This window comes from Emticicia sp. GW821-FHT11C11, assembly GCF_058808615.1.
This window is the reverse complement of the sequence record NZ_JBXARV010000003.1, coordinates 497,942-511,565: the sequence shown is the minus strand read 5'-3', so window position 1 is coordinate 511,565 and position 13,624 is coordinate 497,942. Positions and strand designations below refer to the sequence as shown.

The 13,624-nt window shown below is 35.9% G+C and carries 13 protein-coding genes and 2 pseudogenes; all 15 read left to right on the top strand.

Features of this window, described 5'->3' with window-relative positions; genetic code table 11:
* Positions 1-11: 11 nt before the first annotated feature.
* The 15 genes and pseudogenes from AC1RRY_RS17305 to AC1RRY_RS17235 all read left to right on the top strand — a co-directional run bounded on the left by AC1RRY_RS17305 (position 12) and on the right by AC1RRY_RS17235 (position 13,612).
* Complete coding sequence (locus AC1RRY_RS17305) at positions 12-3,347, top strand: DUF6443 domain-containing protein (RefSeq protein ID WP_492822307.1); 3,336 nt, start codon at positions 12-14, stop codon at positions 3,345-3,347.
* Positions 3,344-3,622, top strand: coding sequence for a hypothetical protein (locus AC1RRY_RS17300; protein ID WP_492822309.1), 279 nt, complete (start codon positions 3,344-3,346; stop codon positions 3,620-3,622). The genes AC1RRY_RS17305 and AC1RRY_RS17300 overlap by 4 nt, the downstream gene beginning before the upstream one ends.
* Before the next feature lie 247 nt (positions 3,623-3,869).
* Positions 3,870-4,682 (top strand): hypothetical protein, encoded by an 813-nt coding sequence (locus tag AC1RRY_RS17295; protein ID WP_492892916.1) that lies wholly within the window; start codon positions 3,870-3,872, stop codon positions 4,680-4,682.
* Positions 4,679-5,101 (top strand): hypothetical protein, encoded by a 423-nt coding sequence (locus AC1RRY_RS17290; RefSeq protein WP_492822314.1) that lies wholly within the window; start codon positions 4,679-4,681, stop codon positions 5,099-5,101. The genes AC1RRY_RS17295 and AC1RRY_RS17290 overlap by 4 nt, the downstream gene beginning before the upstream one ends.
* Positions 5,102-5,249: 148 nt before the next feature.
* Positions 5,250-6,134, top strand: a pseudogene (locus tag AC1RRY_RS17285) (RHS repeat-associated core domain-containing protein); the annotation flags it as partial.
* Positions 6,131-6,868, top strand: coding sequence for a hypothetical protein (locus tag AC1RRY_RS17280; RefSeq protein ID WP_492822316.1), 738 nt, complete (start codon positions 6,131-6,133; stop codon positions 6,866-6,868). The pseudogene AC1RRY_RS17285 and the gene AC1RRY_RS17280, both read left to right, overlap by 4 nt.
* A 139-nt stretch (positions 6,869-7,007) precedes the next feature.
* Positions 7,008-7,799, top strand: a pseudogene (locus AC1RRY_RS17275) (RHS repeat-associated core domain-containing protein); the annotation flags it as partial.
* 8 nt (positions 7,800-7,807) lie between these two features.
* Positions 7,808-8,185, top strand: a complete 378-nt coding sequence (locus AC1RRY_RS17270; protein ID WP_492822318.1) for a hypothetical protein — start codon at positions 7,808-7,810, stop codon at positions 8,183-8,185.
* Between the two features lie 534 nt (positions 8,186-8,719).
* A complete protein-coding gene (locus AC1RRY_RS17265; protein WP_492822320.1) occupies positions 8,720-9,178 on the top strand; it encodes a hypothetical protein in 459 nt (152 codons plus the stop codon).
* Between the two features lie 339 nt (positions 9,179-9,517).
* The gene (locus AC1RRY_RS17260) at positions 9,518-10,225 is read left to right on the top strand and encodes a hypothetical protein (RefSeq protein WP_492822322.1); all 708 of its coding nucleotides are present in this window, start codon (positions 9,518-9,520) and stop codon (positions 10,223-10,225) included.
* A 117-nt stretch (positions 10,226-10,342) separates the two neighbouring features.
* Positions 10,343-11,173: an RHS repeat protein gene (locus AC1RRY_RS17255; RefSeq protein WP_492822324.1), complete on the top strand. Its 831-nt coding sequence runs from the start codon at positions 10,343-10,345 to the stop codon at positions 11,171-11,173.
* Positions 11,145-11,513 carry a hypothetical protein gene (locus tag AC1RRY_RS17250; protein ID WP_492822326.1) on the top strand — a complete coding sequence of 123 codons (369 nt, stop codon included), beginning with the start codon at positions 11,145-11,147 and terminating at the stop codon, positions 11,511-11,513. The genes AC1RRY_RS17255 and AC1RRY_RS17250 overlap by 29 nt, the downstream gene beginning before the upstream one ends.
* A gap of 386 nt (positions 11,514-11,899) precedes the next feature.
* Entirely contained in the window at positions 11,900-12,190 is a 291-nt protein-coding gene (locus tag AC1RRY_RS17245) for a GH-E family nuclease (protein ID WP_492822328.1), read from the top strand.
* Positions 12,191-12,192: 2 nt separating this feature from the next.
* Positions 12,193-12,741, top strand: coding sequence for a suppressor of fused domain protein (locus AC1RRY_RS17240; RefSeq protein WP_492822330.1), 549 nt, complete (start codon positions 12,193-12,195; stop codon positions 12,739-12,741).
* 412 nt (positions 12,742-13,153) lie between these two features.
* Positions 13,154-13,612 carry a hypothetical protein gene (locus AC1RRY_RS17235; RefSeq protein ID WP_492822332.1) on the top strand — a complete coding sequence of 153 codons (459 nt, stop codon included), beginning with the start codon at positions 13,154-13,156 and terminating at the stop codon, positions 13,610-13,612.
* The last annotated feature ends 12 nt before the right edge of the window (positions 13,613-13,624 follow it).

Genomic DNA, 13,624 nt, shown 5'->3' with positions numbered 1-13,624 from the left:
CCACAAATCCAATGAAAAAAAATATCATCTTATGGCTTTTGCTTCCACTATGTAGTTGGGGGCAAACCATTACCACTCATAAAAACGCCATTGTGCACAGCTCGTTCCGCGTCAGTGGTGCAACAACCGGTGATGCCGGCGACGCAACGAAAGCGTTGATATCGATACAATACATGGATGGTCTGGGTCGGCCACTACAAACTGTCGGTTATAAACAGTCTCCTACGGCAAAGGATATCGTATTTGAAGGGAAAGTCTACGACATCTTAGGCCGCCCTGTTAGAACGGCTCTGACTGCCCCAACAACTGTGCAAACGGGAGAATACCAGTCTAATCCGTTTAGTCTTGCGACTACTTTTTACGGAGACAGTTATTCATACAGTGAAGTTACTGCCTTTGATAATTCGCCGATGAACCGACTGCGGACACAATACGGCCCCGGTCAGGCATGGCGAACCAATACCAAAAATACTCAGATTTTTGATGAGATAGCCAGTACTGTACGTCTTTATAATTCAGACCTTACGGGTAATATTACACTATCCGGAAGTTTCCCGGCTAATAGCCTGTATAAAACCCGGGTGATTGATGAGCAGGGCAATACAACTGTTGAAATAAAAGATAAGTCGGGCAACCTGATTCAACGTGAGCAGCCTGTTGGAACTGAAACATTGGTTACCTATTATGTGTATGACGACTGGCAAAGGCTAAGAGCGGTTATACAGCCGGAAGGGTATGCCTTAAATTTAAGCATTACCAAAAACTCAAGCGACTGGAGCAAATGGGTATTTGGCTATACTTATGATGCTGCAGGAAGGGTCATCGAAAAGCACACCCCCGGTGGTGGATGGGAATACATTGTATATGACCGGAACGATCTTCCGGTGATGACTCAGGATGCCAGCCAGACTGCCTTAAACAAATGGTCATTTACTAAATATGACAGATTTGGCCGGACTGTCGTGATGGGAGAACTCGACAATACTTCAAGCCGGACTACACTGCAAACAGGTTTTGACGGCATGTCGACAACTTATGAAAGCTGGACCAGCCCGTATGGATATACCAATAGCAGCTTTCCGATAAGCTATAGCTCAACGGCCGAAAAGACCCTGAACATTTATGACACCTATGAGTGGATTGCCGGAGAATGGTCATTCAATTCGGGCATTGCCTATAATTCAGGCAACTACCACAACAACCCCAGAGGGCTTCTGGTAGGATTCGGTGCCCGCAGCCAGGACGACCCCGCCAAATCGTACTTCACTACCTCCTACTACGATTTCAAAGGCCGCATGATGCAGAGTTTCCGTACCCACGACAAGGGAGGAGCTACTCCCTGGGCTAAACCGGTGATTACAAATCTGGCATATAATTTTGCCGGTGAAGTAATCAATGAGAAAGTGTTGTATCAGGTAGACGGTTTGTCGAATACAGAAACCCTTGCTACTTATGAGTATGATAATACGGGCAGACAGACGAAAATATCACATGGTATCAACGCTGCTGTATCAGAAGTCAGAAGGTCAGAGTATGATGAAGCAGGCCGTTTAAAACAGGCCAAAATAAGGGCTACAGGTACTTATACCGCCAATGGCACTTCGATTAGCGGTTTACAGACAACAGATTATGCTTATCATTTAAGAGGACAGCTACGGGGCATTAACCTGGATGGCTCCGGCAATCCGGTTCCGAACGCCAGCCAGGGTGATTTGTTTAGCTACAAGTTGGATTATGAAACAGCCGGTTTTTATAATGGCAACATTGGTAAACAATACTGGCAGGCCAGTACTAACAATGCTCCCGCGGGGGTTCGAACCTATACTTTTACCTATGATGCGGCCTCAAGGTTAAAGTCGGCTACTTATACCGGAATCGGCTCTGAAAGTTATGGATTGCCAACCATTAACTACGACAAAAACGGTAACATCACCAGTCTGCAACGGAATGGTAAACTGACCAGTACATTTGGCTTAATGGATAACCTGACTTATACGTACTCTGGTAACAGACTAACAAAAGTGGAAGATGCCGTAACAGGTGATTATACTGTGGATTTTGTTAACCGTAATACAGTAGGTGATGACTACAGCTACTACGCCAACGGAGCGTTGAAAACTGATAAGAATGAAGACATTAACGATATTCTTTACAGTACTTATGACAATCAGCCTGTGGAAATTCAGCTTACCGGCAGCAGATGGATTAAAAACTTATATGATGGCAAAGGCCGGCTATACAAAACTAGTTATTCTACAGGAGAATACTGGGAGTATCTGGACGGTTTGGTTTTCAAGAATGGTGCTTTGTATCAACTGACCACGCCCGAGGGGCGGGGGGTTTATCAAAGTGGAGCCTGGTCTTATGAATATTTCCATACCGACCATCTAGGCAACACGCGTGTAGCCTACAAAACAAACGGCACTGCTCTGACCAAGACCTCAGAAACTTCATTTGACCCTTGGGGGATTGTGTTAAATGGAATAAATCAGTTAAATTCGTATCAGAATAGATTTGAGTTTTTAAATCGGGAAAAAGAAAGTACTTTTAATCTGAATTATATCCGCTTAGGTGCAAGAGGTTATAATCCGACGATTGGACGTTTTGATAGAACAGATCCTATAGTTGAAGGACAGGAATTTTTAAGTAACTATCACTATTCTTTCAATAACCCTGTCCGTTTTTCTGACCCTGATGGGTTAATGGGTGAGGGTTGTTGCCAAAATGTTGTAGATTTTTTTGCGGGTGCTGCATTGACATTTATTGATAACAACTCTCCGGCACCAACTAAGTTAGATGGTGGTGGATATAGAGGTAGTGCATATGAAAATGGCAGAAAAGCAGGAAATGTTTTATCAATTCTTAGTGGTGGGGTTCAAGTAGTTGTAGGTGCATTAGGAACTCTTGGTGCAGGTGGTGCAGAACTTGTTACTTTAGGAGGTGCTATACCAGTAGCTTTACCTGCCGGAGCTGCAGCTGTTGCTACTGCTACAAATGGAGCTGCAACTATTTCTAAGGCCCTTAATAATTTAAATTCAACTGGAACAAATAGTGGAGGTAATGGTCAAAAGGCCAATCCTTATTCCAAAATGAATGATAAACAACTTCAAAGTTCGAAATCTACTTATGAAAAATTAATAAAGCAGCATAGAGACAAATTATCAGATTTTAAGTCCAATCCACTAGAGAAAAGTAATCCGAATAAATTAAAAGAAGCCAAGAAAGGAGGGGCGGAGGCTGTAAAAAAATTCTTACAAGGAAGAATTGACGCTTTAAATAAGCAAATAAAAAAACAAGAAGGAGAACTAGAAAAAATTAATAGCGAAATTAAAACCCGAAATTTATGATTAAAATTAGTAAGAATGAATTGAAGCAATTTTTCAGTAAAATAATTGACTTCATTCCTGATGAAATAAATCTTTCAGAGGATAATTATTGGTTAATAGGGAGTGATATATGGACTGACTTTAGCAAAGACGGTTCTCCTGAGGTTGGTTCTCTGAATGATGATTGGTACTTTCTTTGTCAATTAGTAAGTGAGAATCGAGAAGTATCAAGCTCTGATTTGGATAGACTATCTTCTATTTTAAGGGCTATAAGCCAAGTGGTAAATCCAATTTAATATGTCTCGTCTGAAATAAGTTGACAAACTTAAGTGAGAGTATTTATTTTAAGACCATCCAATAATTAATTTGTTGGATGGTCTTTCTATATAAATGAAATGCTAATTACGCAACCCTCCCCCAAACAGATTCGAATATCAAAATAAAGAGAAAGAAAGTACGTTTAACTTGCGAAGAATTGATTTTGGTGCCAGAAGCTATAATGCGAGTATTGGGAGGTTTGATGGAGTGAATCCGCTGGCGGAAATGAATTATGAATTAACAGGGTACAGGTATGGTTTTAATAACCCTGTTCGATATGCTGATTTTATGGGTTTATGGGAAACGGACAAAAACGGTAATCTGACAACCGACAATAAAGAGGATATCACAAGGTTTATGACTTATTTGCAGGCTCAATCTGCAAATGGCAATAATTCAACAAGAGAGGAAATAGATAGGTTTATATCTTTTGAAAATAATGGCGGCGGTGATTCATATAACCTAAGAGATGGCTCAACTTTGTTGTTTGATGGTCCAACCGTTAATGGAAATATTGAAAACGGTCGCTGGAAAACTTCAAGTGTGGAGTGGGGTGCATTGTATCCACATCAAGGATATTTTGACAGATGGGGGCTTGGCAGTACTTACGCTGGATTAGCCAAAGATGGTTTAGAAGCCTTAAATACAGCATCACAAGGGATGTGGTTTGGGAAAAATGGTATTCAATACTCTCAAAGTTGGGGTGGAAATCAGTATACAGGTGGGCGGACAGCATCAATGGCTCAATCTGTTAAAGCTTTGAAGACAGTAAAAACCTTAGGTAAAGGGGTATTTGTAGCAGATATTTTTATGAATGCTGCCGAATTAGACTATAATGGTTATTCAAACAGAGGGATTGCTAAAGTTGGTGTAGCAATTGCCATAGGTGTGGTAAGTGCTGCAACAGGTGGATTGGGTGGAATAGCAATAGGTTTTGCTTTAAGCGCTATTGAAGCACATGGCGGCTTTGATGCGGTTTATAAACAATTCTCGAATGACCCAAGATTTAGTATAAGCAATCCAAACTTACAGAAATGAAAAGAATAGCCAAATATTTTGATTATTTATTTTACTGTACCTATCATTTTTTGATGAAAATCAGAAAGACAAGTGATAGAGTTGATGATGTAGTATGGCTAATATCTATGCTATTTTCAGCGCCACTTTTTGGAATCATTTTTCAGTTCTGGGGTTATATTTTTGAAAGAGGATTAATAAACATTAGGCCAACTTTACCCGCATTATATGTTTTGATTCTAATTTTAGTATTCTTGTCATGGTATTTGTCAGATATTTATTACATCAAAAATGATAGGCATAAAAAAATACTCAAGAATTTTGGAGGTGATCCGACCCGTAAAGATGTTTTGATTGGATTTATTTCATTTTTATTTTGCACTTGCATGATTGGTATTGTAGCAATAGGGATGTTTTTATTCATGAGACTTACTCACTGATGCTCACATTGCCTTTGTATTGTATTGAAATAAGTTAACAAATTTAAGTGCGAGTATTTAGTTTTAGACCATCCAATAATTAACTTGTTGGATGGTCTTTTTATTATTAATGAATTGCTAATTACCCAAACCTTCCCCAAACAGATTTGAATATCAAAATAAAGAAAAGGAAAGTACGTTTAACTTGCGAAGAATTAGCTTTGGGGTAAGGACTTACAATGCGAGTATCGGGAGATTTGACGGGGTGGATCCATTGAGTGAAAAAGACAGAAAGACAACAAGTTTTGCGTATGCATTTAACAATCCTCTAATTTTTGTTGACCCTGATGGAATGTTTGCTGACTACTATGATAATCAAGGAGTTCATTTGGGGAAGGATAAAAATGAAGATGGGAGAGTTTTTGTTTTAAAAGATGGATTTCAACCGAACAAAGCAAATACAACTGTTAATTGGGGAGGTGTTTTGAGCGAAGCTCATGCTAACGACTTGAAAAATCATTCTTTAGAGGCAGAAACTCCCGGAGCAATTACTTATTCTCTCGATAAAGGTGAAAATCCATCATCAGGTAAATATAACCAGTTTGATAAACTTATTGCAGTTGCTACGCATTTAATTAATCGACAAATAAGTAAAAACGCCTTGTCTATTGGAAAAGGTTATAAATTAGGCAGCAATGCAACGCTCTTAGATGTAAATTTAGTAAAATCGCTTGCTTATAAGGAGTCTAGATTAGGTCAGGGTGTTTCCCAGTCAACGAATGCAAGTGACATATTTAGCATGTTTAATATAGGAGATTATGGAGACAAAGGAAAAATGGGAATGAGTATAGAGAATGTACAAAATGGAAGTGGTGCCATTCAAAGTACGCAATGGGGTTTAAGATGGTTATATTATAAATCCTTTAGCTCGTCTGACGGTAAAACTAAGAATTTTCAAGGATGGGATTATGCCATAGAGAAATATGGTCCTGGGCAGAGAGAGCCCAATTATAAAGAAACAGTATATAAAATATATAACTCAATAAAAAAATGAAACTTCTTTTCTGTAAGCTAATTATAATAATATTTTTCATCTCTTGTAATTACAAAAGAAATGAGAACGTAAGTTATATATCCAAAACAAATGAGGGTGAAATTTTAGAATTACCTATTAATCTAAAAAAGTATCCTAACAAACAAATGGCCATAAGGAAATGGCTCAATGAAAATTATTTTAGAATTAATACAGATATAAAAATTGAAGAAATTGATGACTCAGCCAACCTATTGAGTATTTTCAAAATTTCATTTAATGGTGAGCATGCCAATAGCTTTAATAATTTCTATTCTTTAATATATTTTCAAAAAGATAATAAGTCTTATTTGATTCCTATAGAATACCTTCAGTCGTATAAAATAAATAGTATTCCCATGCTTGGTGGTGTTTATAGTAAACGAGAATTTGAATATTACTTGATTTATGCTTTAAAAGATAATAGTTTAAAAATAATTCTAGATTCCAGAAAACAAGGAGAATACGGCCTAAAGATTGGATACTTCCGTAATGACGAATGTATTGTATATAAACCGAACCGTTTTCTTTACAATTTCAATGATAAAAATAGCACTATTAAATTTACAGGCACAATACTAGATTATTGCAAACCAAACTTTGATAGGGATACTTCTCAAAAAAAGCCAATAAAGAGAAAAGATATAACTATTGAATATATTTTTACCAATAATCAATGGATGTATTCTAGTAAATCTGATTATATTTTCTGGTAACTGTCTAGTCCCGAAAAAGCTAGCTAATTTAATTACTAACACTTAGCTTAAGACCATCCAATAAATAGTTTATTGGGTGGTCTTTTTATTCAGTTGCAAAATTAAACGATGATTACCCAACCCTCCCCCAAACAAATTTGAATATCAAAATAAAGAGAAAGAAAGTACGTTTAATTTGCGAAGAATTAGCTTTGGAGCCAGGACTTACAATGCAAGTATCGGGAGATTTGATGGGGTTGACCCGTTGGGGGAGAAAAGATTATGGGCAACACCATACAATTTTGCACAAAACAACCCTCTTAATCGTTTAGACCCTAATGGTACTTTGGATGAACCTTGCTGTGGAGATGGTGCTGATGGTATTGGCAACGGGATGACAATGGTGGAGAATATTTACTGGAGTACAAGAGACGCTTTAGCCAGTAGTATTACAACTGTTAGTACTTTTGTAGGGTCATTGTTTGGAGACACTAAAACCCAAAGGCTAAATGCCTCTTACGAAAATGGTAAAAGAACATTATCAACAGAAGTAGTACCAAAAGGTGAAGTTACAAAAGAAGTTGTTGCAAGTACATTAGTTTTAACTACAGCAATACCTTCAGGTGGCAGTAATGCTGGTACAGGAATGTTACTGGCTAAGACCGGAACGAAAGCTTCTACGGCTAGCACTGTTGTTAAAGCGGTTGGGGAAGGTTCTCAAAAACTATCCAAAGTAGAAAAAAGCAAAACAGTAGAAACAGTTGGCGAAAAATTCACTAAAAAAACTGAAGTGCGTCCTGGAAAAGGCCCCGGTCAATCAAGGGCTGAATATGTTACATACAAAAACGGGGAAGGAAAGACTGTTAAAACATATAAGGATAGTTATGATAGGAGTAATAAATTTCAAGGCCGTAAACCTTTAAGAGGCGGCCCAGAAGGTCGTCCACAATAGATATAACAATGAAAATTAGTCAGATAAAACAGGTATTAAATAGGCAGATATCAATGAGTGAGTTTAAAAAGCTTATTGAAAAAGAGGTTGATGATTACAAATTCTCATTAGCTAAGAAAGGCGGAAGCGCACCAATAATCCTAATTGAAGATATAGACTTATTGGTGGGCAAAATTGAGATTGCTGCATTAAGCCAAGCATTTATAAATGACGAACTTTCCGAATATCAAGTTTACTATATTATAGATGCGTTATTATTGTCAGACAAGATAGCGTTTGAAAGTGAGGGCTTTAAAGATGTAGTTGAAACCTTAACAGATCCTGTAGTAAATGGCAGGTTAACAAAGTCTACTGCCCTAGAAATCTTGTCTTATTGCAAATCATAGAAAGACACAACACGAACAAAGCCCGATTGCTTGGGCTTTGTTCATTTATATGACTCAAATAATTATAAGTTTTACGGATTTCATGAAGCCGTCCAGTACATGCAAGATATGTTTATGCATTACCCTCCTTTTAATCTAACCATAACAGTTATTCCACTACAGTGTCTCTGAATAAAGCACTTAAAGTCAGCCACTAACTATGATCATCCAATAAATAACTTGTTGGATGGTCTTTCTATATAAATGAAATGCTAATTACCCAACCCTCCCCCAAACAAATTCGAATATCAAAATAAAGAGAAAGAAAGTACGTTTAATTTGCGAAGAATTAGCTTTGGGGCAAGAACTTACAATGCGAGCATTGGGAGATTTGATGGGGTGGATCCGTTGGCGGAGTCTAGTATATGACCAATCCTCATATCAATATACATTTAATAGTTATAATCTAATTGACCCTCTTGGCAAGGCAGCAGCAGAACCAGAAAATGAAACACTAATAAATTCTTTTTCTGATGATAATTCACAAAGAATGACATGAAAAATTCCAAATCATTTTATCTATTAATACTTATGGCTATTTCTTTATCAGCTGTTCTATTTTATTTTGCTTTCAAGATACCAAATGAGGATAACAACCAATATGAGAGTTTGTCCGTTATGGAAGTAAATGTTGGACAAGAATCAATATTTATAAAAAAAGCAATTTGGGGTGTTTCTGCGGATAAGGCGGCAATTGTTGTTTCTCGAGATAGTTCTCAATTTGTTGACATTAAAAAAGATTTGGTTTTTGAGGGAATACGAACTGAATACTTGTACTACATAAAAAATGACACCTTAAATCTTTTCATGGATACAATGATTCCAAAGTTTTACAATGATTCTTTCAAAAATCTGGTTCGTGTAGACACAAATTATAATTATGTAAGGAGAGTTTATGAAATGCATAGCAAAAATGAGCTAATTCAAGACAGCATTAAAATTATAAAGTTCTAAAAGTGTCTTGTTTAACTAATTTAAGAACAAGTATTTAGTTTTAGACCATCCAATAATTAACTTGTCGGATGGTCTTTTTATTAAGCAGTTAAATGAGAATATGATTATATTGACCATTTAAGAAATACATCTGTAACCTATAAAGCAAGCAGTCCTGCATTGACTAAGACCTCTGAAACCTCTTTTGACCTTTGGGGGGATGTTGAAGGGTTTACTTATAAAGATTCTGGATATCAAATATCAGCTACTTCAATAATTGGTAAAACATTATATACAAATTTAAGAACCGTTAGAGGAGAAATAAAGCAGAATGCTTCAAAATTTAAATGAATAATAAGCATGAAAAAGAGAAGATTTATGTCTCTTGTAGCTAGTTTTTTGTTAGCAGGACTTGCTTTCTGTAATGGTAGCTGTGAAACTTCAAAAAAAGAAGACAGGAGTAGTAAAGACTCTATACAAAATGAGCAACTCATAAAACTTGAGGATGCTATATTAACTCTCGATACTTTAATAGTTAATAAAGAACCATTAATTAAATTTTCAGAAGACAATGAGTTTAGATGTTTGTTAAGGGCTGATGGTGATACTATTGTAAAATTTAATGATTACTATAACAGTATTAAATTTCTAGACATCAACCAAGATGGTTATAGCGATATTCGTGTGTTTGTGTATAGTAATACCCCAAACCAATGTATTAACTATTTTTTTGATAAAAAATCTAATAGCTATCAAGAGATTACGAATTCTTATCTGGATATTGAATTAATCAGGGGCACGAATCTTTTTTATTCTTACAATTCAACAGGCTGCGGAGATATGAATTGGGAAAGCCATATTAGTAAAATCGAAAATTTTGAAGAAACTAATATTGGCTCTATAGAAGTGAATGGATGTGGAAATAAGGATGAGAAAATAAACATCTATAAACTCAATAATACAAGTAAAGTGCGAATTGATTCAAATCCAATAACAGTATTAGAAAAACAGAATAAATTTGACTTTATTCGTGAATATTGGCGAAGAAATTATGCTTTATTCCAATAATGTTAATTGCCTCGTCCTGAAAAAATTAACTGATTAAGTAAGAGTACGTTGTTTAAGACCATCCAATAATTAACTTGTTGGGTGGTCTTTTTATTAAGCTGTAAAATGAACCACTGATTGTACCAGCTCTTTCCAAGCAGATTTGAATACCAAAATAAAGAGAAAGAAAGTACGTTTAATTTGCGAAGAATTAGTTTCGGCGCCAGAACTTACAATGCAAGTATCGGGAGGTTTGATGGGGTTGATCCGTTGGCGGATGAAAGAGAGCAGATAGATAAAAGCCCTTACGCATATGCATGGAATAACCCAATTAAAAATATTGATCCAGATGGAAAGTGTCCTAATTGCTTTACTGCGCTTGGTGGTGCGTTATTAAAAGGAGGAATAGAATTAGGAAGTCAATTACTTTCCGGTAAAAGTCTGAATGAAGTTGACTGGGCTGATGTAGGTGTTGAAACAGTTAAGGGTGCTATTATAGGGTCAGGAGTTGGTGCAGTTACTTCTGGAATAATGGAAGTTGGAGGTATTGCAGTAAAAGCCAATTTAGATATAAGCAAAAAAGACGGAGTAAAAACCACTATTAACGGAAGTAAAAGTGTTGGAGAAGCGACCTTTGATGCGACCGCTGATGTTGTTGCAGGAAAAGTATCTGGTAAAATTGGTGGAACAATTACATCAGGTCTTGAAAAGAGTGCTAAAAAACTAACTGCCGAAGCAACGACAGCAAATAGAGCTTCTTCAATAGCTAAATCTTATGCCACAGAGACAAACAAACAAGGGGCTAAAACATTAGCAACTAATTTAGGGAAAGAGGCTACTGCTGCTACGGTCAAACAAAAAGTAGTATCAACTACAGCTCAGGTTTCTAAATCAGCAGTTGGAGAAGTAGTTAAAACCACATACCAAAATAAATTTACCGATGCAGTCAAAAAACTATTTGGATATTAAATCGAGCATATTTCAGAAAATTCTTTCGATTATTTTTGCAATAGCAGTAACAAGTGTAATAGTTTTGGCAATATGGCAATATATGGATATGGATTTTGAAGAAACTAGAGCAGAAATCTTAGCAAATCCAGTTTACACGAAAGGAATAATTACCGCTAAGAGAACCTATAAAGGTAAAGGTGTAGATATAGAGTATTATGTTGAAAGCAAAAAATATGAGTTAAAAACTGGGATTACTACCGAATTTTATAAACAACACAAAATTGGAGATACAGTTGAGATAGCATATTCAAAGAAGAATCCCAAGATAGTATTATTAAGCCAAGACTTAAAGCCCTAATATTTAGCATTTTGTCCTGAATTAAGTTAACAAATTTTAAGAACAAGTATTTAGTTTAAGACCATCCAACAAGTTAATTATTGGATGGTCTTTATATTAAGCTGTAAAATGAAACGATGATTACATCAACTCTTTCCAAACAGATTCGAATATCAAAATAAAGAGAAAGAAAGTACGTTTAATTTGCGAAGAATTAGCTTTGGCGCCAGAACATACAATGCGAGTATCGGGAGGTTTGATGAGGTTGATCCACTGGGAGATAAAAGATTGTGGGCAACACCATAAAATTTTGCACAAAACAACCCTCTTAATCATTTAGACCCTAATGGTGCTGTTGATGGTGCAAAGGACATTACAAAACGCCCAAGTTCCTTTAAAAAAAGACCGTGAAAGATAGTTGGGATGGTGCAGCAGACGGTTCCAAGCCGAACACCAAAAAGTGCCCCACTTGCGATAAAGATGTTGAGAGTAACCCTAATAATGGTGAAGGACGCGGTGGTGAAAACGGTTGGGACGTTTCTCATAATCCATCTTGGTCAAAAAGAAAAACCCCACCTGACGCAACTCGCAAAGAGGTTTTGGATGACTATAATAGAGGCACCGAATTAGAATGTAGAAGTTGCAATAGAAGTCGAGGTAACAAAGATGAAAAAAATCCAAGAAATCAAAATCCATGAGCATGATTGAACACATAGAAACCTATTTGGGTGAAATTACTAAAAGCTTTCATTTAAAGAATGACAAAATAAGTATACACGCTTTAGAATTTCTGAATACCCCGATTCCCGATGTAACTACTTACTTAACACTAGGGGTTAGTAAATTTGATTTACATAGACCGGATATTGGGAAAAAATACAAGCAAGAGTATCTTTTTGCCGCTCATAAATCATTTGATAGATCTGACATTGCCTCAATGTTATTAACTTTTTCAGAATCAATCATTGAAAAAGGGATAGCATTACTAAGGGGTGAAGTGATTGGAGAAAAACCTCTAATTTCTGATGTAAGGGCAAATTCCCTATATGTTTCAATACCCGTCTTTTGGGAAGATAAATTTGATACATTTGATGGCTCTATACCACCAACTACTTTTATTTGGTTGATGCCTATAATGAGCGAAGAATACCATTTTGTAAAATCAAATGGTTGGAATGACTTTGAAGACAAATTAGAGATGGTTGAATGTGATTTTTGGGATTTGAATAGAAAATCCATTTTTACTTAGTCTTATATAAATGATAAGAAAGACATTTATATATTGAAATGAGGTGACTACTTCAAATAAGAGTTGTTAGCTTAAGGCCATCCAATAATTAACTTGTCGGATGGTCTTTTTATTAAGCAGTTAAATGAAACGATGTTTATAATAACCCTCCCTCAAACAGATTTGAATATCAAAATAAAGAGAATGAAAGTACGTTTAATTTGCGAAGAATTAGTTTCGGCGCAAGGACTTACAATGCGAGTATTGGGAGATTTGATCGGGTGGATTTATTGGGAAATCTAGTATATGACCAATCCTCATATCAATATACATTTAATAGTTCTATTAATCTAATTGACCCTCTGGCAGCAGTAGAACCAGAAAATAAAACACTAATAAATTCTTTTTCTGATGATAATTCACAAAAAATGACATGAAAAATTCCAAATCATTTTATCTATTAATACTTATGGCTATTTCCTTATCAGCTGTTCTATTTTATTTTGCTTTCAAGATACCAAATGAGGATAACAACCAATATGAGAGTTTGTCCGTTATGGAAGTAAATGTTGGACAAAAATCAATATTTATAAAAAAAGCAATTTGGGGTGTTTCTGCAGATAAGGCTGCAATTGTTGTTTCTCGAGATAGTTCTCAATTTGTTGACATTAAAAAAGATCTGGTTTTTGAGGGAATACGAACGGAATACTTGTACTACATAAAAAATGACACCTTAAATCTTTTCATGGATACAATGATTCCAAAGTTTTACAATGATTCTTTCAAAAATCTGGTTCGTGTAGACACAAATTATAATTATGTAAGGAGAGTTTATGAAATGCATAGCAAAAATGAGCTAATTCGAGACAGCATTAAAATTACAAAGTTCTAAAAGTGTCTTGTT